Source organism: Pseudoalteromonas sp. MMG005, assembly GCF_018101015.1.
GTDB classification, from domain to species: Bacteria; Pseudomonadota; Gammaproteobacteria; order Enterobacterales; family Alteromonadaceae; genus Pseudoalteromonas; species Pseudoalteromonas aurantia.
In genome coordinates, this window is the sequence record NZ_JAGJEK010000008.1 from 54057 (window position 1) to 78414 (window position 24358).

General features: G+C 38.3%; 22 protein-coding genes. 16 read left to right on the forward strand and 6 right to left on the reverse strand.

Annotated elements, in window-relative coordinates:
- Positions 1 to 52 precede the first annotated feature (52 nt).
- The 12 genes from J8M01_RS07830 (at position 53) to J8M01_RS07885 (ending at position 16522) form a co-directional block, all read left to right on the forward strand.
- Positions 53 to 370 carry a hypothetical protein gene (locus J8M01_RS07830; protein ID WP_211048852.1) on the forward strand — a complete coding sequence of 106 codons (318 nt, stop codon included), beginning with the start codon at positions 53 to 55 and terminating at the stop codon, positions 368 to 370.
- A 17-nt stretch (positions 371 to 387) separates the two neighbouring features.
- Positions 388 to 1092: a YafY family protein gene (locus tag J8M01_RS24340; RefSeq protein WP_211057623.1), complete on the forward strand. Its 705-nt coding sequence runs from the start codon at positions 388 to 390 to the stop codon at positions 1090 to 1092.
- Between the two features lie 129 nt (positions 1093 to 1221).
- The gene (locus J8M01_RS07840; protein ID WP_211057624.1) at positions 1222 to 3372 is read left to right on the forward strand and encodes a DUF6351 family protein; all 2151 of its coding nucleotides are present in this window, start codon (positions 1222 to 1224) and stop codon (positions 3370 to 3372) included.
- 65 nt (positions 3373 to 3437) lie between these two features.
- Positions 3438 to 3785, forward strand: coding sequence for a gamma-glutamylcyclotransferase family protein (locus J8M01_RS07845; RefSeq protein WP_192509816.1), 348 nt, complete (start codon positions 3438 to 3440; stop codon positions 3783 to 3785).
- Positions 3778 to 4047, forward strand: a complete 270-nt coding sequence (locus J8M01_RS07850; protein WP_211057625.1) for a hypothetical protein — start codon at positions 3778 to 3780, stop codon at positions 4045 to 4047. Before J8M01_RS07845 ends, J8M01_RS07850 begins: the two co-directional genes overlap by 8 nt.
- Before the next feature lie 298 nt (positions 4048 to 4345).
- Positions 4346 to 5098: a hypothetical protein gene (locus J8M01_RS07855; RefSeq protein WP_210995251.1), complete on the forward strand. Its 753-nt coding sequence runs from the start codon at positions 4346 to 4348 to the stop codon at positions 5096 to 5098.
- A gap of 263 nt (positions 5099 to 5361) precedes the next feature.
- Positions 5362 to 9285 (forward strand): TOMM system kinase/cyclase fusion protein, encoded by a 3924-nt coding sequence (locus J8M01_RS07860; protein WP_211057626.1) that lies wholly within the window; start codon positions 5362 to 5364, stop codon positions 9283 to 9285.
- Positions 9278 to 10033 carry a hypothetical protein gene (locus J8M01_RS07865; protein ID WP_192509812.1) on the forward strand — a complete coding sequence of 252 codons (756 nt, stop codon included), beginning with the start codon at positions 9278 to 9280 and terminating at the stop codon, positions 10031 to 10033. The genes J8M01_RS07860 and J8M01_RS07865 overlap by 8 nt, the downstream gene beginning before the upstream one ends.
- Before the next feature lie 115 nt (positions 10034 to 10148).
- Positions 10149 to 10709: a hypothetical protein gene (locus J8M01_RS07870; protein ID WP_192509811.1), complete on the forward strand. Its 561-nt coding sequence runs from the start codon at positions 10149 to 10151 to the stop codon at positions 10707 to 10709.
- On the forward strand, positions 10706 to 12547 hold the full coding sequence (locus tag J8M01_RS07875; protein ID WP_211057627.1) for a YcaO-like family protein: 1842 nt from the start codon (positions 10706 to 10708) through the stop codon (positions 12545 to 12547). Before J8M01_RS07870 ends, J8M01_RS07875 begins: the two co-directional genes overlap by 4 nt.
- A gap of 140 nt (positions 12548 to 12687) precedes the next feature.
- Entirely contained in the window at positions 12688 to 14502 is a 1815-nt protein-coding gene (gene asnB / locus J8M01_RS07880) for an asparagine synthase (glutamine-hydrolyzing) (protein ID WP_211057628.1), read from the forward strand.
- Positions 14503 to 14509: 7 nt separating this feature from the next.
- A complete protein-coding gene (locus tag J8M01_RS07885; RefSeq protein ID WP_211057629.1) occupies positions 14510 to 16522 on the forward strand; it encodes a YcaO-like family protein in 2013 nt (670 codons plus the stop codon).
- A 265-nt stretch (positions 16523 to 16787) separates the two neighbouring features.
- On the opposite strand, the gene J8M01_RS07890 is transcribed toward J8M01_RS07885, so the two are convergent.
- Together J8M01_RS07890 and J8M01_RS07895 are read right to left on the reverse strand one after the other, a co-directional pair.
- Positions 16788 to 18230 carry a hypothetical protein gene (locus tag J8M01_RS07890; protein ID WP_211057630.1) on the reverse strand — a complete coding sequence of 481 codons (1443 nt, stop codon included), beginning with the start codon at positions 18228 to 18230 and terminating at the stop codon, positions 16788 to 16790.
- Entirely contained in the window at positions 18214 to 18888 is a 675-nt protein-coding gene (locus J8M01_RS07895) for a hypothetical protein (RefSeq protein ID WP_211057631.1), read from the reverse strand. The genes J8M01_RS07890 and J8M01_RS07895 overlap by 17 nt, the downstream gene beginning before the upstream one ends.
- Before the next feature lie 254 nt (positions 18889 to 19142).
- On the opposite strand from J8M01_RS07895, the gene J8M01_RS07900 reads away from it, so the two are divergent.
- Complete coding sequence (locus tag J8M01_RS07900) at positions 19143 to 19736, forward strand: hypothetical protein (RefSeq protein WP_211057632.1); 594 nt, start codon at positions 19143 to 19145, stop codon at positions 19734 to 19736.
- Positions 19737 to 19798: 62 nt separating this feature from the next.
- On the opposite strand, the gene J8M01_RS07905 is transcribed toward J8M01_RS07900, so the two are convergent.
- The 4 genes from J8M01_RS07905 to J8M01_RS07920 are packed head-to-tail and all read right to left on the reverse strand — an operon-like array spanning position 19799 to position 20821.
- The gene (locus J8M01_RS07905; protein WP_211057633.1) at positions 19799 to 20005 is read right to left on the reverse strand and encodes an EF-hand domain-containing protein; all 207 of its coding nucleotides are present in this window, start codon (positions 20003 to 20005) and stop codon (positions 19799 to 19801) included.
- 44 nt (positions 20006 to 20049) lie between these two features.
- Positions 20050 to 20256, reverse strand: a complete 207-nt coding sequence (locus tag J8M01_RS07910; RefSeq protein WP_210995243.1) for an EF-hand domain-containing protein — start codon at positions 20254 to 20256, stop codon at positions 20050 to 20052.
- A gap of 8 nt (positions 20257 to 20264) precedes the next feature.
- A complete protein-coding gene (locus tag J8M01_RS07915; protein WP_211057634.1) occupies positions 20265 to 20486 on the reverse strand; it encodes an EF-hand domain-containing protein in 222 nt (73 codons plus the stop codon).
- 53 nt (positions 20487 to 20539) lie between these two features.
- Positions 20540 to 20821, reverse strand: a complete 282-nt coding sequence (locus J8M01_RS07920; RefSeq protein ID WP_247671059.1) for an EF-hand domain-containing protein — start codon at positions 20819 to 20821, stop codon at positions 20540 to 20542.
- Between the two features lie 201 nt (positions 20822 to 21022).
- On the opposite strand from J8M01_RS07920, the gene J8M01_RS07925 reads away from it, so the two are divergent.
- The 3 genes from J8M01_RS07925 (at position 21023) to J8M01_RS07935 (ending at position 24280) form a co-directional block, all read left to right on the forward strand.
- A complete protein-coding gene (locus J8M01_RS07925) occupies positions 21023 to 22456 on the forward strand; it encodes a HAMP domain-containing sensor histidine kinase (RefSeq protein ID WP_211057635.1) in 1434 nt (477 codons plus the stop codon).
- Positions 22457 to 22578: 122 nt separating this feature from the next.
- Complete coding sequence (locus tag J8M01_RS07930) at positions 22579 to 22965, forward strand: hypothetical protein (protein WP_211057636.1); 387 nt, start codon at positions 22579 to 22581, stop codon at positions 22963 to 22965.
- 4 nt (positions 22966 to 22969) lie between these two features.
- Positions 22970 to 24280 (forward strand): sigma-54 dependent transcriptional regulator, encoded by a 1311-nt coding sequence (locus J8M01_RS07935; RefSeq protein ID WP_211057637.1) that lies wholly within the window; start codon positions 22970 to 22972, stop codon positions 24278 to 24280.
- Positions 24281 to 24358 lie beyond the last annotated feature (78 nt).

Sequence of the window (24358 nt, forward strand, 5' to 3'; positions counted from 1 at the left end):
GGTGATGTGTTTTACTTGCTGTGACTTATAAATCACTCAAGGAAAACACATTATGACTACCAATATCATCGAAGTCGTTAAATTTGAATTAGCCAGTGGCGTAACAGAGCAGGACTTTATGTTAGCGAATGAGGAGTTTGAAACTTTTTTGAACGCACAACCGGGTTTGCTTTATCGCTCACTCGCCAAACAACAAAACAGCTCTGTGTATATTGATGTTGTATACTGGAACACACTCAATGATGCAACGCGAGTACAACAAGCTTTTTATGACTCACCACACAGTAAAAAGTTTATGCAACTGATCAATGAAGACAGTGTTGAGCTGACGCATAACCGCGTGATAGCCCAAACAGCATGTACTAACTGACCTACTAGGGTGTAAATGTGCATAAATCTGAAAGACTCTTTCAATTAGTCAACGTTTTAAAAGGCCGCCGACTTGCGACAACGGCTGCACAGCTGGCTGAGCATTTCCACGTTTCAGAACGCACCATTTACCGTGATATTCAAGACTTACAAAGCTCAGGAGTGCCAATTGAGGGTGAAGCAGGTATCGGTTATTTGATAGCCAACTGCCCGCTTCCCCCTATGATGTTTACCCTAGAAGAGCTCTCCGCTTTATTGCTTGGCACCAAAATGGTTGGCGCATGGACAGATCCAACCTTAAGTGAACATGCCAAATCAGCGATGGCAAAAATCGAAGCTGTTTTGCCTACCCATTTAAAGCAATCTCAAGATGATTCACCCTATTTAGTCTCTAGCTATAGCCATGACAGTAAGCAGCAAGCGCTTAACAAGCAGCTGCGTCATGCAATTGAAAATAAACAGTGTTTACACCTTGCGTACTCGGACGTTAATCACACCTCAACAATGCGTCAAATAGAACCCCTTGGACTGGTATATTGGGGTGGAAAATGGACCCTCGTGGCGTTTTGCCAATTGAGACGTGACTACCGAGAATTTAGAGTCGACAGAATAGCTTCTGCCACAACATTAAGTACACACTTTAATACCTCAGATGATAAAAAGTTGTCCCATTATGTTGCGCTTGTTACCGCCAAATACGCCAATTGTACAAATAAAAGTTAGCTGATAGTTTTATTCCTACAGTAATCACATGCTTAGCCTGCACTTACAAAGCAGCAACAAAGTAATAACAACGAATTTAATCACGCTGCCTACACTTAATAGTATGATGGTTAACCCATTTGGTGATGTATGAAAACAGTCGTAAAATGGTTGGCAGGAAGCATTTTTGTAATACTAGTCATAACGTTAGGTTGGCGAATGTTAAGCCAAGATGATGCGTATAAAATGCGCCAAGTGAAGGCAGTTGCCACATCGAATAACCATCATATTCTTGACTTTTATCCACATATTTCACAGTCAAAACGCCCTAGAGACCCCTACTCGTTTCCCATTCCTTTAGGCGCAGTTGGACCCAACACCAACCTTTACTCAGGCCCCAATCAATACCCATTTTTTTGTATGACACTTGACTCAGGTTTAGGTCCCCCTGAAGTCGATAATCATGATGGTGACGGAGTATCTGTATACGACCCACAACAAAAACTACTGGGTTATAGTAAAGATTGTGGCGTGAAATCCCGTATTGAATACTACACCATAGATACGCCGTTAGTGCCACGGAAACTCACAGATAATGAAGATGTTTCTGGTTTTTCGGGCCCTTTATTTAGAGTTGAGCAAGGCACAATTAACCGCTTTATTTATACCATCATCGTGCCTATTACACCGCTTGATATACCTCACCGCAATACGTCATCTTTGTGGAATAAACGGCTTATCTATCAATTTAATGGTGGTTCTGGCATTGGCTATCGTCAAGGCAGGCAAACAGCCTGGAAAGTAATGAAACGCCAAGCACAGCAACTCCTAGATGGATATGCAATCATCAGTTCAAGCGGCAATAAAACCAGCTACACCTACAATATGCTACTGGCAGAAGACACCGCAAGGCGTGTTAAGAAGCAGTTTGTGAGTCTTTATGGTGAGCCTTTATATACCGTTGGTATTGGGGGCTCTGGCGGTGGACTCGCCCAATACCTCATTGCCCAAAATAGTACCGGAATTTTGGATGGCTTACTGCCATTGTATAGCTACCCAGATATGATAACCCAAACCACTTATGCGCTCGATTGCGACTTGCTAAACAACTATTTTACGTTTCGGGCCGACGATAAAAAAATCTGGCGCAACTGGGATCGCCGCCGCTTAATTGAAGGTATGAATGCCATAAACGACTTTCCACAACGCGCTGGCTTTCTTCAGCCTCTTAATCAGTTAATGGCTGGCTTTGTACCCACATTTCCAGAGGGCAATAGTGAATGTATTAACGGATACTTTGGACTATCTGCGTTTATTAACAACCCAAAACAAGGTTTTTTACGGGCATTTTTCGCAGATTCTGTGGTCGAAAATACCAACTGGAGTTATTGGCAAGATATGCAACACATACTCGGCAAAGATCAACAAGGGTTTGGCCGCTCTACATGGGACAATATGGGCGTACAATATGGCTTGAATGCATTAAATAGCGGTGAGATTTCCTTCGATGACTTTATCGATATTAATCATAATATTGGCAGCTGGAAACCACAAAACGACATGGCTCAAGAACAAATTGTAACGCCTTTTGGCACAAACCTACCACTGTGGTTATCCTTGTGGGGCAATGAGAATATCACAGAACCTGCACCCGCAGCCCCAGCAGCTCGCCATCAAGGTAATATCGAAGCAATGCATGCGGCGTATCGTTCAGGACAAGTGTTCATTGGCAATATTACTCTACCCATTATTGATGCTCGCCATTACTTAGAAAATGAATTAGACATGCATCACATGTCAGCGTCTTTTTATAGCCGCTTACGCATTAACAAAGCATTGGGTCATACTCAAAATCACATCATTTGGGTAGCTCATAAAGATCATGACCCAACTCAAGCCGCCTTTGCCATGATGGATAAGTGGCTGCTGGCAATTACCGAGCATACCCCTGAAGGAATATTGAATGCTAAACCCAATGAACTGCAAGACACCTGCTTTGATAGTGACGGCAAAGTGCATGCCTCTGGCAGTACCGTATTTAACGGGAAGTGGAATAATCAAAAAGAGGGCGCTTGCCAGTCTAGATTTCCGATGTTTAGCACCAGTCGTATTGAGTCTGGTGCGCCTTGGGCCGGTGATATTTTTAAATGTCATTTAATGAGTATCAACTCTGCCATTGATAAAGGCATTTATGCCGCACACAACATGACTGTAGATATGCGAGCTCGGTTGCAAGCAACATTTCCGCATGGCGTTTGTAATTACGACGTACCGGATATGGGCAGACCCAAAGACATTTGAGTTGCAGTGCTTTTAACAAATTTGCTATTGTTGCGTCAATCTTGTTACCCAACAACGGAACCTCTATGCAAGCACTTTTCTCTTACGGTACATTACAACACTCACAAGTACAGCTAGATACTTTTGGTCGATTGTTAGAAGGTGAACCTGATGCATTAATTGGGTATCAACTTGGTGAAGTTGAGATAACGGATGCAGCCGTGATTGCCAGCAGCGGTAAAACCCATCACCCTATCTTAAATTATACAGGGGATCACGATGACATAGTGCGTGGTACTGTATTTTCAATAACAGATGCTGAATTAGCGCAAGCCGATGAATACGAGGTAGATGCGTATCAGCGAGTTAGTGCCCCTCTTCAATCAGGAAACACCTGCTGGATTTATGCTGCCGCTGAGAGCTCTCATGACTAAAACGCAAAAGAAGCTTGAGCAACAACTCATTCAATTACTCACCAATGCCTGCGAAGAACTAAAAGCTCAGCTTCCGGAGTTTGAATACCTCACTCATTATGGGCAAATGAGTAAACTCAAGCACACGTTAAAAGTTGAGCTTTTCTGTACCAATACACTCAGTGGCAAGCAGCTATCCCAATCATTGGGCGTTATTAATGATGAGATAAAACCTATGGGATTGACATTAAAAGCCCATGATTTACTTATGACCGTTCAATAAAGTATTGCTCCAATATGGTAGAGCAAGCTATAAAACGCCCACTTTTATAGCTTGCTTGGCGGGTGAATGACCATATACCAGCCTTACAACATCAATCGCCTTTAATATCGAGTCAATTTTACAGGTTAAAACGCTGCCTCATCGTGTCTGTTAGTATTCTCGTTACAAAGCTCACAGCACAACTTGTGAATAATTATATTAAATTGTATTTTTGTGTAAAAACACTTTAATTAACATTCTATTCGGTTGTAATATAAGGTACGAATAATCTATAAACCTGCCTTTTACAAGGACGACCATGCATCACTTAAAATATTCATCACTGGCTATTGCAATCGCGCTACTGAGTGCCTGCTCTTCAGAAACAACAGAGTCAAATAATGTTAAAACCGAGGCTATTTGGTCTGACATCTACGTGACTTCGAATGGCCAAGATAGCCGCGTTATCGCAGAGTTAAATGTCTCAAGTCGAAATGGAAATAACTTAAAATTAACCAATGGCGATAAATTACAAGCGACTGTCGGCACAACAGTCAAAACATTAGAAGAAGACGATGGCTTTTTCGATATAGATTACCGCGCTGTTTTTGACGTGGCGGTAGGCGACACTAAATTTGTGGTGCAGCTTAACCGCGCATCAGAAAATAAAACTCTGACCAACACGATAACACTACCACCGCAATATCAGATCCTCGCTCCACAAACAGGTCAATTGTATGATAAAGACGATTCAATCGAGATTGAATGGACAAAAAGCGGCGCAGGTGATCAATTTAGCATTGTTTTCAATACAGAGTGCACTAAAAAAGACGGTGATAAATTAACCGGCTCTGAAGTATATAATAATGTGTCAGACGATGGTGATTTCACTATTAACTTGTCTAATGTTGAATTTTTCAACGACGCACTGATTAACACTCAGCACGATTGCACTGGGTCATTAACATTCGAACGCAGACGCCATGGGCAAATTGACCCTGCTTATGTGAGTGGCAGTCGTACGTATGCAGCACAGCAACGCTCACTAGACAATATTATTATATCACTTTAATAACCCCCGTCTTTATAATGGGTGCGTGTAATATATTTGACATACTTACCGTACCCAATTATGAATTCATAAAAAATTCCTCTATTTTTCATGAATTAAAGTTTCCTAACCTCCTACCGATAAGCTAATCTATACAAGTAATTTTATGTAACAACAGCAAGGATGAGCGAAATAGCTTTGTTACTACAAATAAAAACTAATAACGTAACCGGGACGTTGTACAAAGGATATGGTTACAATAATACTATTGGAAAATATAGCTTATGTCGCTCACACAGTTTTCAGATCAGTTTATAACTGATAGCTTTGATAGTGCTCACTATGAACTTATTCATAAAATTGGTGAAGGCGGGTTTGGTAAGGTATTTAAAGCCAGGCATAAAAATACCAATCAATTCGTTGCCATCAAATTTCTCGCTTTAGAACCTCATTTAGAAGAACAAAAAAAGCGCCGTTATATAGAACGGTTTAAGCGTGAAACACAATTAAGTAGCCAGCTACAGCACCCTCATATTGTCCGGTTATTAGATAAAGGACAAGTCGACGATCATCTCCTTTACGGAGTATTTGAATACGTTGACGGCATTTCACTGCGTCAGCACCTCACACAAGAAGGTGCACTGAATGCGGTTGATGCAACAGATGTGATGTTACAAGTATTAGATGCACTGATACATGCCCATAGCCGAGGCATAATACACCGAGACATAAAGCCCGCTAACATTATGTTGGCGAAATCAGGGGCAAAAACTTACGCAAAAATACTCGACTTTGGTATTGGCACCTTGGTTTCAGAACACCGTCAGCCAGACTTTAATACCCTTACGCTCACGCAAGAAACCCTAGGTACCCCCTCATACAGTGCCCCCGAGCAGTTACGTGGCGAACCTGCCACAACAAAAACCGACTTGTATGTTTGGGGCCTTGTGTATCTAGAGTGTTTAACAGGCTTGCCCGCGGTAACTGGTTCAAGCATCGCCTCGATTTATCATAAGCAATTGAGCGATATAAACGTCCCGCTGCCAGCCCCTTTATTGGGTCACCCTTTGGCATCATTACTAAGAAGAGTGCTTAAGAAGAACGCCATAGATCGCGTGATCACCTCACAAGAAAGCTTCAATGAGCTCAATAGCATCAATGTTGCAAATCTGGTTGGCATTCTAACCAAGGGTGAAGCCCAGCATGGTTTTGATGACGACACCGTTATCTTACGTAAAGATGCTGAAGGCGACCAAGGAAATCACCACACCCTACTCACTGAGCGCAAACAAATTACAGTTTTAGCACTCAAAATTAGTATTTCTGAAATTAGCGATAACACGAAAGACTTAGACGTTATAGATGCATTAACCAAGGCACAATTAAACCAATGTATTGATATTGCGACGCGTTTTAATGCTTACCATGTCGGTACGCTTGGGGATATGCTGCTATTTTATTTCGGCTTTCCCATTGCCAGCGATAATGATACTCGCCTATCTGCGCGCACCGCACTTGAGATCATGAGCGAAATGTCAAAAAGAGATGCCTTAATGCAAGATGTGCATGGCATTTCTTTTAATATACATATAGGTTTACACACGGGTGTATTCGTCACCTATGCCAATGCTATCCCTGAGGGACATATTACCAATACAGCGATGGAGCTCGCACGCTGCGCTAAACCAAAACAAATACTCTGTAGTGGCGATTCTCGTGCTATTTTAGAACCTTACAGTGAGTTTGAAGGCACTGAGTTACCAAATTTACAACAACCCGGTTCACCAGCAACGGTCTATAGCTTAAAAGGCGAAAGGCAAGTTGAAGCGTTTGGCTTCATGCGAGGCACACGTAATAATCATGAATTAATTGGCCGAGAAAAAGAGCTAGATAAAACCCTTTCTGTTATTAAGGGCAAAAATACCCAAAGCCATTTAACCCACATTCATGGTGAGGCAGGCATTGGTAAATCTCGTTTACTACAAGAAATACGCAGTCACGCAGGTCAATACCAGCATTTAGTGGCACAATGCTTACCCGAACACCAAAACAATGCGCTTTATCCTGTGCTAACACTTATTCGATATTTGTTTAATACTGCACACCTCGATGTGCAAAGTGCTATAACCTTATTCAGTGACATAATACAAAAGCAAGATCAAAGCGTTACCGCCACGCAGGCGATGCCAATATTGCTGATTTGGTTAAACATCGAATTACCTGAAGACATGCAAGCGTCTACCTTAGCACCAGACCAGCAAAAAATAATACTGTTCAATAGCTTAACTGCCCTCTTACTGAATCAGCAATACAGTTTAAGCGAAAATAAGCTGTATATTATCGAAGACATACACTGGGCTGACACCACCACGATTGAGTTTCTTCAGCACTTCGCGGGTCAACTAGATACAGGTAATGTGTTGATCAGCACGTCTCGACAGCAAGTTCCCACATCGCTAAAAGATCTCACGTTATTGGAAATCAATCTCAATAAATTAACGGCACAAGCCACAGAAGACTTTATCATTAAGCTATTTGATAACCAGCCAGTTTCACGTAATGTACTCGATATATTAGTCAGTAGAACTGATGGTATTCCATTATTTATCGAAGAACTTGTTGGTATGTTAAAGCAAAAAACCTTGGTCGGTCTCGTTGAAGGTGAAATTAATTTTGTAAGCCCAGACAAACTAGATCAAGTTCCCAGCAGTTTACGTGAATCACTCCAGCAAAAACTCGATAGCCTCATTCATGCCAAAGAAACCGCCCAGCTTGCGGCGACAATCGGACGTGAGTTCGAATATGAGTTGCTTATTAGTGCGTCATCATTAAGTGAAAATCAAATTCAGAATGATCTGAATGAGCTGATAGCCAATGATTTAATTATACAAAAGCGAAGTATAAATAACGAAACCTACATATTTAAACATGCTTTAGTGAGAGATGCAGCGTATGACAGCATGTCATTTGACTCTATATCTGAACAACATAACCTGATAGCGAACACCATGCTCCACTCTAAAGTATGGTATTCAGGTGAAAAGCTAATCCTTATTGCACAACATTTTTTAAAAGCAAAAAATATCCCTAAATTCATAGAAATATCAATAAAATCAATAAAATACAACTATCGAATAAATAACTATGTAACCGCAATTTCTGTTTATAATAATTGTAAAGCTGGATTAATGAAAAACCCGGCTTCTCTAATCAGTAGCCGAGTAGAACTGTTAGAGTCTATATTTCCATGTATTGTGTCGCATGAGGGAATGGGTTCAGAACAAGTTTATAACATTGGTTTAGAGCTATCAAAGTTAGAGAGTGAGCTTCCTGAAGGAAAAACACTAAGTGATAAGTCTAAATTTATTATCATGTGGATAAATTACCAAGATCTACATTTTCGCTCGCTCATTCAAGAGGCAGATATCCAAGGTAGAAAGCTATTAAAAGTACTTTCAAAATCAAATGAACGTCAATTCTATATTACAGTGCTAGCACAATTCGTTCAAACTCAAGCCTGTATCGGAGAGCCCGAGAAAGGTAAGGAATATGCTACTGAAGTTATTCGCTCTTACAATGATGATAAAGACAAAAATCTATATAGAACTTTTGGTTGGGATCCTAAGTGTGTAGCCTACAATCAGCTTTCATTAATTCAATCTTCTCTAGGAGAGTTTGACAACGCAAAGATTAGTATAAAACTTGCTTATGAGCATGCAAATAAAATAGAGAGTGAAATCGACCACGATATAACATGGGCATTTGAAATACTTTATATTTATTTAAAACGTGATCGTGAGGAAATGAAGAATAGAACAAATTGCTTAAGTGATGAGCGCGATTGGACTGCTGACAACTGGTTCAGGTTATTTGTCCAACTAGGGAAAGATTGGGCGAATACTAATACAAGTATCTCGAAAGAGTTTTGTTCTAACATTCTAGAGCAAAAAAGAGGAGGACCATTTTTTTACTGGTTACCTATGTATTTAGAGTCAGCTTTAAAAAACAATGATGAAATTTCAACATTGCAAGAAATAATAGAAACCTGCTTTAACAATAAAATTATAGGCCCTAGCCTTATACTCATTAAATTAGCAGAAAAACACAACATAACTCTAAATAAAAATACGAGTTATTTAAAAAAATATTTTGATAACCCGCAGTTAAAAACAACCCTACAATTATTAAAGGACGAAAGTAATGTCTAATTCAAATTCTACACGATTTGGTAGCTCCGCATTTGGCTCGTTTTCTCATACTTTACAAGTACTATTTGACGAAGCCCTTTTGGATGGAACTGCTGCTCACGAATCATGGAGCCATGCTTGGGGAAGAGCTGTCGCTTATGCATGGGAATCTCAGGAAAACAAATCCCTATTACTAGAGAAACCACTGGACGTACTTGCTAAATTTAATTATGTTCCACCAGCAGGCGTCGATATAAGAGTTATCGATGCAAATCGAGACGATGATATTTCATTTACTATTGAAAAAAATGAGAAAAAGGTTTCTTATAGTAAAAGTAATCTTGCTTCTGGACGTTTTAAAGCATACTTAGTAGATGCTAAAACAGTTATCGCAGACACCGAGAATGATGGTTTTGTATCTTTTAGTCTGGTATCCGAGTGTAATGACTTATATAAAAATGAGACTAAAGTCTGGAATGATATTCCAGTAAATGGTTGGGTATCTGTCCCCAGTACTGGGTTAGTCGTAAAACACCCATCAGGAAATTTATGGTTTGTCACTACCGAAGAAATAGCAACACCAAAATCTATTGATGAAGCAAAGTCAATCGTTTCTCAAACAATGGATGAATATATTAGTTCTAACCCGGCTTATCTAAATTTATCTTCAACTATCATAATGAAATTACCACCAGCTCCAGAAAAAAGCTCAAATATGGCACTAATGGATTATGATGCGCTTGGAAAAATTTATCCGTTTACGACCTGAATAGGAGGGGGAGTTCTGCTCCCCAACTAAAATGAATTATACGATATGTAAAAACTTTATTAATTTGAAATGGATAGATAACAACATTGCAGATTATTACTTAAATAAGCAATTTATGGAATATGGGACTCCATTAAGACTATGGTGGTTTGATAGTATTAAAGATAGGGTTGCAAAAGCGGATCAAATACACCATACATGCCCTATTTCTTATAAAATAATAAAAAGTATAAAAAAGCCTGATATACCAAAAATATTTCAATGTAATACACTACAAATTTGGGCTTCTTCTATAATAACTATCCCCTCTTCAAAAAAAGAAATGTCTGAAATAACTTTATATAAAGATAGCGACCATGTGAATTTTATTAATGGATCTCATTATTCCGTTTTTATTGCAATTACAGATATCATTATTAACATTAACGTCAAAAAAAAACCTCACCCAGTATTAGATGATGAATATAATAATGAATTTTTAGAAGTATTTTTAGCAGCTGGTGACGCGGTATTCATGGACCCTGAAGTACTCAGAGGTACCAAAGAAAATAACACTGGCTCACATCAAATTCTACTAAATGTATTTATTAGAAAAGAGAATAGCAGCCTAAATAACGAGCCTGACTACGGGTTAACAAAAGAAATTTCTAACTTCCAGAAATCCCCAATCATATGAAATACTACGTTAAAAAAGATTCATTTGCATTTAAAATAAAAAACAAACTAATAATAATTAAAAAAAACAAGGAGTTTATAATCCCATTCCATGATGGGAATTTAGACATAAAAAAAGAAACCAATGAATTAACCTGTGACAACATAGAAATAACAAACCTATTAATGGAAGGTGGGGTTTTATCAAAAACCCCACCTTCCCAAAGTTCTACAATAGACATCCAAAAAGAAGTTATAATTACTAAAGACTTTTTATCTCCTGAAGTCATGAAAGAGTTAATTAAGTCACCAAATTCGATTATACTCTACCCAACTAAGTTAAACCCTCAATTTATTTATCCAACAAAGAATGAAAGCTCTTTAGATATATATAAAAGAGCTCATTTAAAGACTTTAAAAAACAACCCCGTCAGAAAATACTTACACGATAAAGGAGTATTAATAAGTATTGAGAATGAAATTTGTAACTTATCTTTATCACTCCTAAAAAGAAGAGGGAATTATGGGTGGGGTTACATTAACACCCTAAAAGAAGAAAAAAATGAAAAAAAACAAATAAGAAAAACTTTACCAAGTGATAAGATAATAAACTTCAACTCCGGTTCTAGAATAAGGACTATAGATGAGACTCTAGATCAAATAAACAGCATATTAGACCCCATTTTTGGCTTCGTTAAATTCCATGATAAATATAAGAATGAGACAGGTAATAACAAAACCTACTTTACTACATTCTCGGAAAACCCTATAGAGCCATCAAGTTTTGCGTTAGAAAACTTCTATTATACTGCTATGGGAAAAGGCATTAGTGATAAACAGTCAAAGCTAAGCTCTCTATGTGAAGCTATCGAACGGTATTCATCTTTATTTGTTGAAGGAGATTTTTACACCTTTAAAAAAGGTACAGAACTAGACGGTAAAGTGATACTACCTTCTAAGTTAACTCCGTATAGTATAAAGCAGTATATAAAGTTCAAAAGTAGGATGTCTAACTACAATCAATCAATATATGAAACTTTAGAATATGATAACCAAAAGATCGCCTGGACTAAATGTAAAGATATAAATCACAATGAGTATTGGATACCTTTGGAGTTCATCTATAAAAATACACCTTTTGATTCAAAATATGTTAAATACTTTCATAACGGGGGTGCCTGTGGCAACAGTCTAGATGAAGCCCTTCTTCAAGCCTTATTAGAGTTAATTGAGAGAGATGCTGTGGCTATATGGTGGTATAATAAGTTAAATATGCCAAAATCTTCCACTTCTGATGTTTGTAAAAAACTGCTGTCTCAAGTTAACACTCAAATATCTGGGTCTTTCGACTATTGGCTCATCGATATAACAAATGATATAAATATCCCAGTTATCGCCGCCGTTGCAATGAGTAAAATAAAAAAAGAAGTAGTTCTTTCATTTGGTTGTCATTTAAATATATCAACTGCCAAGGAAAGGGCTTTAACAGAGCTAATTCAAGTAATCGAGATTAAAGACATTAATACATCACCATTTTCTTTCAGCAATATACCGATTGAAAGCTTTTTATTTGGTTCAAAACCAAGCTATAAAACAACAGAGATACATAATTACATTTATTTATCTAAAGCATTAAATATAGTACACGACAAATTAAAAACATGTGAAATAAACTTTTATTATGTTGATCAAACTAGAGAGGAGCTTCCTTTACATGCTGTCAAAGCTGTCGCACCTGGACTTTGTCATTTATTCCCATACTTTTCAGCTGAAAGGTTATATAAAGTCCCAGTAAAAATTGGATTTTTGAATAAAGAAAAAGAAGAAAATGACTTTAATAAAGTGGAACTCCTTATTTAAATTCAGTGTAAAAAGAAAAAACCACCCAGAGCGCATTAATTAAAAATATATTTAATAAATAAAATCAACACGATATTAAAGCCCTATGAACTAACTTAATATTCATATGGCTCTGAATAACAAAAGGCTAATTCATAGTTATGTGTGGAATATTAGTATCCCAGCTAAGTAAAGTTGACTCATTCGACCTTATTAATGGTTTATCTTCAATAAAACATAGAGGCCCAGATCAATCTAACACATATATTGATACTGATAGTCAAACCTATATTGGGCACAATCGACTCGCTATAAATGGTGGATTAGATGCTGTTCAGCCCATGCTGTCAGAGTGTACACCATGGGTGATTGGAGTTAATGGCGAGATTTACAACGATAAAAGTGAATTGGATGTCGTAAAAACAAAATTTAGAACAAAATCGGATACTGAGTTTGCACTTCGTGGAATAGAGCAATTTGGAGTAAACTTTATATCTGAACTAGACGGCGAGTTTTCCCTTTGTCTTTATAATAGAAAAACTAAAAGCCTTTATCTTGCGAGGGATCGTAACGGTAGCAAACCACTTTACTACTACCAAAGTAATGAAAAATTCATCGCTGCATCTGAAATAAAAGCCCTTTTAGCTACAGGTGTGCCTGCTGTTTGGAACAAAAACTATTTAATGGCAAAAGAAAGGTTTCTAGTTGGAGCAGAGCAAACCTTCGTCAAAAATATCTATAGTCTTCCCCCTGGGCACATATTAGAATGCAAAAATAATGAAGTTCAAATCTACTCTTATTGCAAAGTCCTACCTTCTTATCCTGATACATTTGAAAAATTAAACATCAATTACGAGTCCGCGATTAACCAATTTGATACTTTACTTAAAAGCGCCGTGAGTAAAAGGCTCCCTAATGAAAATTTTGCGTGTTACTTGAGCTCAGGAATTGACTCGTCTTATATCTGTGCAATGGCAAGTAAGCTAACTAAAAATACATCATCAATAAGTATTGGCTTTACAAACAGCCCCCTAGATGAAAGCACCAAAGCAGAAAAGTTCGCCAAACAGTTAGGCATACAACATCATACCTTATCTTTGAGTCAATCAGATCTTATCAACACTTTTGAAAGTGCTGTATATCATGCTGAATCTATTGTCCCAAATATGAACGTCGCGGCAAAGTTTTTACTCAGTAACCAGACAAAAAAGTTGGGTTTCAGAATTGCCTTAACTGGTGAAGGTGCGGATGAATCGCTATTGGGATATAATTTTTTTCAACATGATATTGCTACTCCACAAAAGTATCAGCACAATCAAGTTGAACTTTTCAAAGGGCAAGCTAAGTTAGAAAAGAGGCTAAACTTTACGCCAAGCGCAGCTTCTAGTACTTTCTCCATTTCAAGTACTCTAAACTCCCTAAGATTAGATGAATATTACTATACAAACTATCAATCACACCTAATTGCACCTGATGATGAACTAATAACATCACCTCTAGGTTACAGCCAATGGCTTCATTATAATACTGTATTTCAAGATTATAATTTGCAGGCTCTCGGGGACAAAACAGAATTAGCACATTCAATTGAAGGACGACAACCATTCTTAGACAACAAGGTAGTTGGGTTTCTTCATTCCCTACCTACAAACTTCAAATATCACAACGGTATTAATAAGCGAATCCTCCGAGATGTATATTCTAAAAACTTTCCTGATTTTCAAGTTGAGAAACAAAAAATACCATTTCTAGCGCCTCCTAATTTAGCGCAAGACGCAATGTATCGCCTACTCAATGAACTTCATGCCGTAGCCAGTAATAACGTAACGCTTGGCGTATATGATATTAATAAAGTCATTAACTACGTCACGTTTTTGATAAAAAATAAAACAACTCTCGCCTTTTCAGAAGATATCATTGTTTGCCACATACTCAGTATTTTATATCTTCAAAAACACTTTCATTTAAAAATATAGGTTTATTATGAAATTACGGTTTAACCCATGTTTTCAATTTTATTCTGATAGCCAACATAATGTATTGCTTAATAGCCAATCAAATGAAGTTGTTCTTGATGTAAAAAGTTACCCTTTATTCTCATACCTTTGTGATGTCACCAGCCTTACAGACCTAAACGATGTTATTAAATACGCATCACCTAACGAGCTTGCACTATTTTATTATCAAGTCGAAAATTTAAAAAAGTGTGAGTGGCTTAGTACAGCAGAGTCTAATGACGATGATTATCAATATATCGGCAACATGATCGGTTCCCCCTCATTTAACAAACATTACAGCACACCTTGGCACTCAACCATATCTAGCCTCGAAACTCCGTGTACATTAGTAGAGAGGGTAAACGCATTAAAAAATAATATCCTCACACTTCCAACCAGAGTTATAGAAATTTATAAACAGTGCGTTTATGTATCGCCTTTGATTGCCTCCAATGAGGAATTACTTTTATATCAGAATTTACTTAACAGAAATCGTCCTGTCGATGTCTTTATGAACGACTATGGAATTGGTAAAAGTCGACTACTTACTTACCCGAGTTTGCCTTCAAAGTTAGCGAAGTCTATTAATAAACTATCAGAAGTAGAAGCTTTAGTTATTGAATTACACTCGAAGAAAAGCTCAACCTGTTCACTTTCCGCTCTACTCCTCCTCCCTGAAGAAGTAAATAATAAGCCTTCAAAAATAGCACTGAGGAACATAAAAATTACTTATAGCAATGACGGTGGCTCAAGAACATGCCTTGCTCAGCAAACCATAAATAAACTGAAGCCTTTTATTCACCAACAGTTTGGTTACGTGCTGCCATTAAAAGAAATATCTGAGCCTTACTCTAATGTTAAAATATTCAGTTCTGGTTATCATAAATCTCCAAAAAAAGTACCAACTAAAATATCAGGGTCTGACTTCATACAAAAATCACTCGGTAAAGGTGTTACTGAAGAGCAATCTAAAGCCAGTGCCCTATGTGAAGCGATTGAACGCAAGAATGCGCAGTATTGTGGCAATGAACAATACGTTACTAAACAGGCGAAAGACTTACCTCATCGATATATCAGCTTTGACGATATCAGCCCGTATAGCGACACGCAATATCAGCACTTCTCGAATGAGTCTCATAGTGAATCGCGAAGAAAACAAGCATCAATACCGTATTCCCATAACGAAGCAATAAATTGGCAACTCGTTTGGTCGTTGACATCTGATGAAGCGGTCTATGTACCTTCTGTTTTATGCTTTGCCAATACGCCTTTTCACGATGATATATACGGTAAATGGAACTCCAATGGCTGCGCTGCCGGAAATAACCTTGAGGAAGCAATTCTACAAGCACTGTTTGAGCTAATCGAACGTGATGCCACTGCAATTTGGTGGTACAACCGGCTTATAAAACCCAGTTTCGACCTCTCGCGTTTAAATCCAGATTACTTAGCCCCTCTTGATCAAACACTCCGTGAACATCATGACTATTGGGTATTAGACTTAACTATAGACACTGGGGTCGCTGTAATGGCTGCCATTGGAAAGCACAAAACAACCCAAGGTTGGATCTTCGGTTTTGGCTGTCATTTAAAACCAGAAATGGCAGCGCAACGTGCGCTCACGGAGCTGTGCCAATTAATACCTATTAGAGACCAAAACGGTGCGCCGTTTGACTTCGATGCCATCTCTGATGACGACTTTTTGAATCCCCACGATGCTGCTGCTCATGGAGCATATACGTTAACTCAGTCTGGCGATCTTAAAGACGATATCATTGCCATAACAGAGCAATTAGGACTATTAGGACTAGAAACATTGGTTCTGGATTACACTAGACAGCCTCTGCCCATACATACTGCTAAGGTATTCGTTCCCGGCTTATGTCATATCTGGCCACAACTAGGTAACACGCGCCTTTACCAAACACCTGTTAAATTAGGCTGGCTGGAGGAACCTCTCAATGAGCAAACCATCAATCAACAAGGGTTATACATATAACCCTCTATTTATTGTATTTTCGAATGTTATCAGAGCAGTGTACATTCGCTGCTCTGATTTAACCATTAGAATACAATTCTATTACTACGATAACCCTCTCACTTATGAACCTAAGTGATAATTTTATAATGCTATTAATATTATAATCACCATAGAATAGTTTATGTACCCTTTTATATACATAGCTCTTTCAGCTGGCTTTTTCCTTTAAGATCTAATCTCTTGTTTAGGTTATGGAAACACCTATATTGACGTAACTAACTACTTACCCTTTTACAAAAGCAAACATAAAATCACCTTTTTGAGCTCTAACATGGCATGCTACGCAGTTTGACTTAAGCGAATATGGTTCTAAGGCTGTATTTCTTAACAATGACTCTTTTTTATTACTAACAATAGGCCTTATTACACCTCTTGAATCAACCCATTGTACATCTCCTAAGACATAATTACTTAAAATATTTAAATGACGAAAGTTGTCTTTTCTAGCATCTAAAACTGGCTTACAAGCTGTATTATCAAGATAATCACAAGAATCTACATACTTACCATTCTCTAACTTAGTGCATTTTTCACATGCTTGTAATGACACATTTTCTATATTTAAAACTCGGTTTTCTTGATTCAGCCGTATAATTGCTGTCTTATTTCTCAGAGGTTTATTCAAAAGGCATGCCGTTTGTGTCAATTTCATTAAATCAACTTTATTATTTTCACCAAAGCATTCTTTTTTAATCATGTTAATATTTAGCTTATTAACATCAAAAAGAGACCAATATTGCTTTTGACTCGCTTGTATATCTAAGAAAGATGTTATCGTTGGGGCGTTGTATCGATGCTCGTAGGTTGCCCAGGACCATGAAGATGCATCTAAAAATTTACGTTTCATTTGGTCCGCATAGGTATAAAATTCCTTTATATAAGTCAATGGTGTCATTTTACTTGCGACATGAAGACTTATTAAAGCAAGTTCAACCACATTACACGGCTTACTCAATTTGTCTTCTTCAAGTATTAATGCTTGAACTGTTACATAAGTATTAGGGTCGTCTGGATCAACCTCTTTCCATGCTGACTTAAGTACGACAGCACCACGCTCCCCCGATATACTGTGGTCTTTTCCTGTAGGAAAGTTGAGCTTCGTACCTTTTGCAGTATTAATATATGCGTTAAACGCAGTAGGGTTAATATGCGTTTTGTAAAATATTTCCTTTCCTTTCCTATCAAAGAGCATTTCTCCTTGGGGCGATTTTGATGACGATACGATCAAAAACTCTCCCGAAACTATTCGGTGTTTTGTTTCCTTATTCAATTCCAGATCAGAACAGTGTTTATCTATTACTCTATATGTTTCCAAATAGTCAGATGACTTATAGAAACGTCTCGAACTGGTATCTCGAACATACCAAGTTAACCAGTAAGGAAAGTAACGAATAGATGAATTTTTTGAACCACTTTCAATTATCTTGCCATCATTTGAAGGCCAATTAATAGCGTAAAATTGCTTTAGGGAATAAGTTAAAAAACCTTGATCATTTCCAATTTGGCCACGACTTATTCCACCAGGAAAACAAGGACTAGGCCTTTTCTCTATGGATGAATACTCTTTACAGTCTAGTATCGGAAGTTGGCGATTACCTATTGAATCAGCAGAAAAACTGCTGATCAATAGCAAAGTTAATAGTAGAAACTTACCAAGTTGCGGCATAAAGGTTGTAACCCAGAAAATTTTCTAACTGACCTTTAGATTGAGACTTTAATTGATGAGCAATCCATCTCGATGTTCTCCGATCTAACGAATAACCATTAACTTCAATTGCTGATAGTAATAATGTTTTACCTTCCACATCTTTTGTCGTTAACAGTTGCTGCCTAAGATCATCATTAAACGATAGCTTCCATAATGCAAACACAAGTGCCTTCCTTTGATCGTTACTTAAATCTGGACCATAATCAGTAACTTCCATATTAAAAGTGTTAGCAACGGCACTAGATGAAGATAATGCTTTAGAGAATGCAACTTTACCTAAGTGCTCCCCTACGTTCTGCTCAGCATTCATCTCTCCACTAATACTTACTAAGAACTTGCCATAATCTTCATCGATTCTAGCACCTCTTATTTCTGCACTTTCTGAGTATGGAATGTAATAATCAACTAATAAATGATTTGCTACTTTAGGATCTGAACTTAACCTACTATACAGTTCATTAGTTGACTTTCTCAATGCTGGTATAGCAGTCTGATTATACAAGAGTTGCATTAGACCAAGTTTATTACTTTCAGTAAGTTGGCTATTTTCAGATGCGAATGTGCTCTGCCCAATAAATAATATGAACAGAAAAAAAATTTTTGTCTTAATAGTCATATTTGTTCCTTTGAAGGTGTTAAAACATATTTAATTTTACTATAGTTAACGGATTGTAGATAATAAGTTTTCCATAACATCCGCAAAAGCGTACCGAGTCTATCACTAAAGTGCTTATCAATATATTGACAGTTTTTGTGCTATCACCCCGCGCCTTTACATAATCTTACCTTTATTCAATGGCATCTAAGCGATTATCTCGTATACTAGGCGCAAAATTTCATACACCATGACATTCTTAAAAAGGATATTTCATGAAAAAACTTATACTTGCTAGCATTGTTGGCTTATTACTTACGTCTCACGCAAGCCACGCAGAGGTGGGAATTACCGCTTATGCTGGTCAAACGTATAGTCAAACTTTAACCACCTCTAAATTTCAGCAACATGAATTGTCTGACGACAGTCATTACGGTTTCAGTGTTGATTGGCATGAGGCCGATACCAAATATGGTTTATTTTATAGTGAATATGAAGGTGAATTAGAAGGCAGTACGCAACATAAAGTGAAAATGGAATACTTGTTGTTTCAAAGTGCGGTATACCGCCCAATTTACAATAATCTAGACGCATATTTAGGTTTACAATTAGGGGTTAACCGTCTTGATACCAACTTCGCTGACGCTGACTCGTTCTTCGCATCCGGGTTGTTTGGCGGTTTAGAATATCAAGTGTTAGACAGCTTAAGCGTGGGAACTGAAGTACGTTGGTTAGCGACTATCGTAAAGAATAAATCTAAAGTCACCTGTGACTCAGATCCGGCAACAACCGACATGTGTAGCTGGCATTTCGATGGTGATACACTCAATCAATTTCAAGTGAGTGCCAATATCACATATCGCTTCTGATAAAAGCGAAAAAAGCCTAGGTCATACCTAGGCTTTGTGCGTCAAGTAGTACGGGAGGCTACTTATTGATGAAACTCTTTTTTCGACAACTTGCCATCTTTATCGCTGTCTAATAAATCAAATACTTTTAACAGTGACTCCGAATGTGCCGCTTCACTTTTACTAATAAAACCATCTTTGTCACTATCAAGTGATGAGAAATCACTCGCTATCGCTCCATGAGATACACCTAGTAAGATTGTGGTAAATAATGCTGTAAATATCTTCATTGAACTCTCCGTCTGTTGTCATAAATCAATGCGTAATCAAGTATCTAATGTGCGAACTCGCTTTTAGATAACTTGCCATCTTTATTGGTATCTAAACGCATAAATTGAGACGTTAACGTATCAGATATGGCCGCCTCACTTTGGCTAATAAAGCCATCTTGGTTTAAATCAAAGTCACTGAAATCGTCAGCTAGCGCGTTCATACTCATAACTGTTAACACGCCAACAACCATCACATTAAGCATTTTCATATCATCACCTATAATTTAAAATTTGAAAATTCACGACTAGTAAGTCGCTTATCTTTGTCTAAATCAAGCGCCGAAAACTGTGCACTTAATTGCATGTTTACCGAGGCTTCTTCTTGGCTTATTAGGGCGTCGTCGTTTGAATCTAAATCAGCAAATGTCAGTCCAGATGCAAAGCTTAATGCACTGACAAACATCAATGTTGTTGCCGTAAAGGCGTGGACTAATTTCATGTTGTATCCTCTTTTATATTTGAGCATGTTGTTCTGTCGACCTAACCACCACGTTATTTTTTAACAAAGTGGCTGTATTCACTTTTTGATAATCGACCATTATTGTCGGTATCCAAATCTTTAAATTGCGCCATGACACTTGGGTTAGCCTTTGACTCGCTCAAGCTAATAGCGCCGTCATTATTCGTATCTAATTGCGTGAACTCAGAGTTAGCAATGACACCTGTTGATATAGATACCGTCAGTATCAGTAGTGCTGCTTTCATCATCGTATTACTCCAAAGTTGAGTATCTAACTGCACATTACAAACACAGTTCATTGAATTCACAGTCATTATTTCAACTTTGGTGCCATATATTAAAAATCTATTTAAGTCAGTGAGTTATGAATTAGCACCGTGCTTAATTCAGGAAGGATTAAGTGTGACTGTTGCTAAATAGCAACATACAAATGCGCAAAATTCGCGTTATTTATAAAAATCAATAGGTTATGTAGTTGCTATTTGGCGACTGCGTGTCTCGGAACAGTATTTCATATGACGATTGATAAGTTAAAAAAACAGGTTGCTCCGCCATTTATAAAGCTTAAAAAATCGCAGGAAAATTTTTTTTCTCGCTCTTTGGGGTTTCAGGCTAAATTGGCACTGGCTGTGGCACTCATTCCCATTATTGCACTGACGATTTGGTATGCAAACCATGTGTCTTCTGAACAACAAAGAATGCATCAGGCTTACGTTAATAATCATCAACTTATATTAGAGTTTTCCTCGTTAAAGGAAGACATTTCTGCATTAGAAAAAGCACAAAAAAATAATCATTTACTCAATAGCCCTGCACTACAAAATAGTATCGAAAATAAGTGGAAAATGACCCATAAACGCATTATTTTACTTAAAAATGCCATTGTAGAAACAGCACTTGTTGCCAATTGGCAACAAGTACTTTCGCTGGTGCCCATTTATGATTCTCACCTTGTTAGTTATAAAGACTTACATTACCAACTCAGCACGACCGAAAAGCTCTTTCACCAAGCACTGGCAATCCGTCTAGCCGCCAAGCGCGCCAATATTTCATATGCGAATCATTGGTTTGTAGCTTTATTGCTCATTTTACTCCCTGTATTTATTATGATCAGCCTCGCGCTCATTCATCGCGTTACTCAACAACTGTACAAAGTTGAGCACACACTCTCTCGCTTGGGTGATGGCAAGTATTCGGGTGAAATTGAGTTACATGGCAGCAATGAGTTAAGTAAACTTGGCCAGAAGCTCAGCTGGCTCAATGATGAACTACACCGTAGTCATGCCCAAAAAGACTCTTTCCTACGTCATGTCAGTCACGAGTTAAAAACCCCGTTATCGTCGTTAAGCGAAGGGAATAGCCTGTTACAAAGTGATGACATAGGGATTCTCAACCCGCAACAACAAAGAATCGTAACAATAATGGATACGTCGTTAACGCGGCTGAATATACTGATTGATGACTTACTTAATTACAGTGCGGCGAGTCACCCTTTACATCAACAAAAGAGAAAGGCCTTGAACTCGCTGGCGCTAGACTTACAAACCCAGTTTGGCACGCACTCACTGTCTCACACTAAACATATCGACTGGCAAATAAGTGATTCAACAGAGGGGCTCCCGTATATGCCTTGTAAACTCATTTTAATCCAGCTTATCAACAATGCGCTTCAATATGCCAAGCATAAAGTGCAAGTTAGCCTCTCGGTACAAAACCACATCGCGACATTCTCTATTGTGGATGATGGTATTGGCATTGAATCTTCAGAGCTTGCGCAACTCATGCAGCCATTTTTCAGAGGCCAACACAGTCATAGCCACTCAGGCAGTGGCCTTGGACTTGCCATTGTTGAAGAATCCGTCAAGCAACTCAAGGGCAACATTCAATTTAATAACGTAGAAAGTGGCACCCATATCTGCGTACAATTTCCAGTGGAAGGCAGTCAATAATGCGTATTATCATACTCTTCATCCTCACTTTTTTGTTAAGTGCCTGCCAATCAAGCCCTGTGCTAGCACCCACACAGCCCCTCGAGGTGTCTTCTCCTACTTATGCGCCGTTGGCAACACTGATGAGCACACAAAAAAATGCATGTTCTCACAACAGTGAACTTCCCGCGCATTTTGAGCAATACCAACAAATTAATACGTTCTTCACTGATTGGTGTAACACACGCTCGACGACAACACAGCTGCGCCTGTTAAAACAGTTTAAACGTTCACATAACTGGCCAGATGAATACCGAGTTTATTTCGATTCACTTAAGTTCAATACACAACGGTTACGAAAGCAAAGGTTAGCAAATATTAAATTACGCAAAGCACTGGAGAAAGAAAAGCAGCAGTTATCTGTTACGCAAAATGCGCTCGCTGAATTAAAACGTCAACTTGCGCTCATCGAGCTTAGGCACCTCAATGCAACACAAACCGATAATAACGCGAATTCAATAGAGGAATAACAGCTTGAGTTTAGCCACCATCTTACTTGTTGACGACGACCACGCCCTTGCGGAGCTATTAGCTATGCGCTTGCTCGCTAATGGCTATCACACCCTATGTGCTCACCGAGGCACACAGGCGTTAAAAATTCTGCGCCAAGAAGTCATTGATATTGTGATCACCGATTTAAAAATGGCCCATATGGATGGATTTGAGTTATTTGACAACATTAAAAAGCACCATATTGGCCTTCCGGTGATTATGATGACCGCACATGGCTCAATTCCTGACGCGGTAGATGCCATACAGCAAGGTTTTTTGAGCTTTTTAAGCAAACCAATTGATAGCCAAGCTTTGTTGTCAACCATAGAAAATGCATTAGAGCACACCCAAACGCGCAGTGTCATCACTGATCAGCAGCGTTATTTTGGCATTACCTATCAAAGTTCAGCAATGCAACAAGTGGTAAAGCATATTCAGGCACTCGCGCCAAGTAATGTAAATATTCTCATCCAAGGTGAAAGTGGTACAGGTAAAGAAGTTACAGCTAAAGCCATTCATCAAGCAAGTGAGCACGCCAATGGACCATTTGTCGCCATTAACTGTGCTGCGGTACCCGCTCACCTGTTAGAATCCGAGTTATTCGGCCACAAAAAAGGCGCGTTTACAGGTGCCATTAGCGATAAAACGGGGTTACTACAAAGCGCCGATGGCGGAACCATCTTATTAGATGAAATTGGTGATATGCCGTTAGACCTACAAGTAAAGGTTTTACGTGTATTACAAGAACGTACTGTTAGGCCTCTGGGGTCGCATATTGAACATAAAATCAACGTCCGTTTTTTATCTGCCAGTCACAAAGATTTACAGCAAGCTGTGGCTAACAAAGAGTTTCGTGAAGATCTCTATTACCGACTGAATGTGGTCTCCATTACGTTACCTGCATTACGCCAGCGGCCCGAAGACATTATCCTACTTGCTGAACAGTTTGTAGAAACACTCAGTGCACACGAAAAACACCTAAGCCCACAAGCTATGACACATTTAATAAACTACCATTGGCCTGGTAATATTCGTCAACTTCACAATGTTTGTGAACACGCTGTGGTGCTCAGTAGCAATAAACTCATCACCGAGGATATCATGACAAACGCGCTACCTTTGCAATCAGAGCATCACTTTCAAGGGCTAAACAATGCAAAAAAACAATTTGAACAGGAGTATATACAAAAAGTGTTGTCCCTGTGTTCGGGGAATGTTGCCGAAGCTGCAAAGCTAGCGCAAAGAAACCGCTCAGACTTTTATAAACTAATGAAAAAGCACGATATAAACTGAGTGCCTGTATAGATAAAGCGACGCCTTCCCGTCAACTATTTATTGTGTATTTTTGTACAAAACCAGCAAAATCTGCGA

Bases quoted from the DNA above. Each gene is read 5' to 3' on its own strand.
- J8M01_RS07895 (WP_211057631.1), bottom strand. From the start codon at position 18,888: ATGACTATTAAGACAAAAATTTTTTTTCTGTTCATATTATTTATTGGG.
- J8M01_RS07920 (WP_247671059.1), bottom strand. From the start codon at position 20,821: ATGACTGTGAATTCAATGAACTGTGTTTGTAATGTGCAGTTAGATACT.
- J8M01_RS07885 (WP_211057629.1), top strand. From the start codon at position 14,510: ATGAAATTACGGTTTAACCCATGTTTTCAATTTTATTCTGATAGCCAA.
- J8M01_RS07925 (WP_211057635.1), top strand. From the start codon at position 21,023: ATGACGATTGATAAGTTAAAAAAACAGGTTGCTCCGCCATTTATAAAG.
- asnB (WP_211057628.1), top strand. From the start codon at position 12,688: ATGTGTGGAATATTAGTATCCCAGCTAAGTAAAGTTGACTCATTCGAC.
- J8M01_RS07830 (WP_211048852.1), top strand. From the start codon at position 53: ATGACTACCAATATCATCGAAGTCGTTAAATTTGAATTAGCCAGTGGC.
- J8M01_RS07865 (WP_192509812.1), top strand. From the start codon at position 9,278: ATGTCTAATTCAAATTCTACACGATTTGGTAGCTCCGCATTTGGCTCG.
- J8M01_RS07875 (WP_211057627.1), top strand. From the start codon at position 10,706: ATGAAATACTACGTTAAAAAAGATTCATTTGCATTTAAAATAAAAAAC.
- J8M01_RS07850 (WP_211057625.1), top strand. From the start codon at position 3,778: ATGACTAAAACGCAAAAGAAGCTTGAGCAACAACTCATTCAATTACTC.
- J8M01_RS07855 (WP_210995251.1), top strand. From the start codon at position 4,346: ATGCATCACTTAAAATATTCATCACTGGCTATTGCAATCGCGCTACTG.
- J8M01_RS07915 (WP_211057634.1), bottom strand. From the start codon at position 20,486: ATGAAATTAGTCCACGCCTTTACGGCAACAACATTGATGTTTGTCAGT.
- J8M01_RS07840 (WP_211057624.1), top strand. From the start codon at position 1,222: ATGAAAACAGTCGTAAAATGGTTGGCAGGAAGCATTTTTGTAATACTA.
- J8M01_RS07930 (WP_211057636.1), top strand. From the start codon at position 22,579: ATGAGCACACAAAAAAATGCATGTTCTCACAACAGTGAACTTCCCGCG.
- J8M01_RS07870 (WP_192509811.1), top strand. From the start codon at position 10,149: ATGGAATATGGGACTCCATTAAGACTATGGTGGTTTGATAGTATTAAA.
- J8M01_RS07890 (WP_211057630.1), bottom strand. From the start codon at position 18,230: ATGCCGCAACTTGGTAAGTTTCTACTATTAACTTTGCTATTGATCAGC.
- J8M01_RS07860 (WP_211057626.1), top strand. From the start codon at position 5,362: ATGTCGCTCACACAGTTTTCAGATCAGTTTATAACTGATAGCTTTGAT.
- J8M01_RS07905 (WP_211057633.1), bottom strand. From the start codon at position 20,005: ATGAAGATATTTACAGCATTATTTACCACAATCTTACTAGGTGTATCT.
- J8M01_RS07900 (WP_211057632.1), top strand. From the start codon at position 19,143: ATGAAAAAACTTATACTTGCTAGCATTGTTGGCTTATTACTTACGTCT.
- J8M01_RS07845 (WP_192509816.1), top strand. From the start codon at position 3,438: ATGCAAGCACTTTTCTCTTACGGTACATTACAACACTCACAAGTACAG.
- J8M01_RS07910 (WP_210995243.1), bottom strand. From the start codon at position 20,256: ATGAAAATGCTTAATGTGATGGTTGTTGGCGTGTTAACAGTTATGAGT.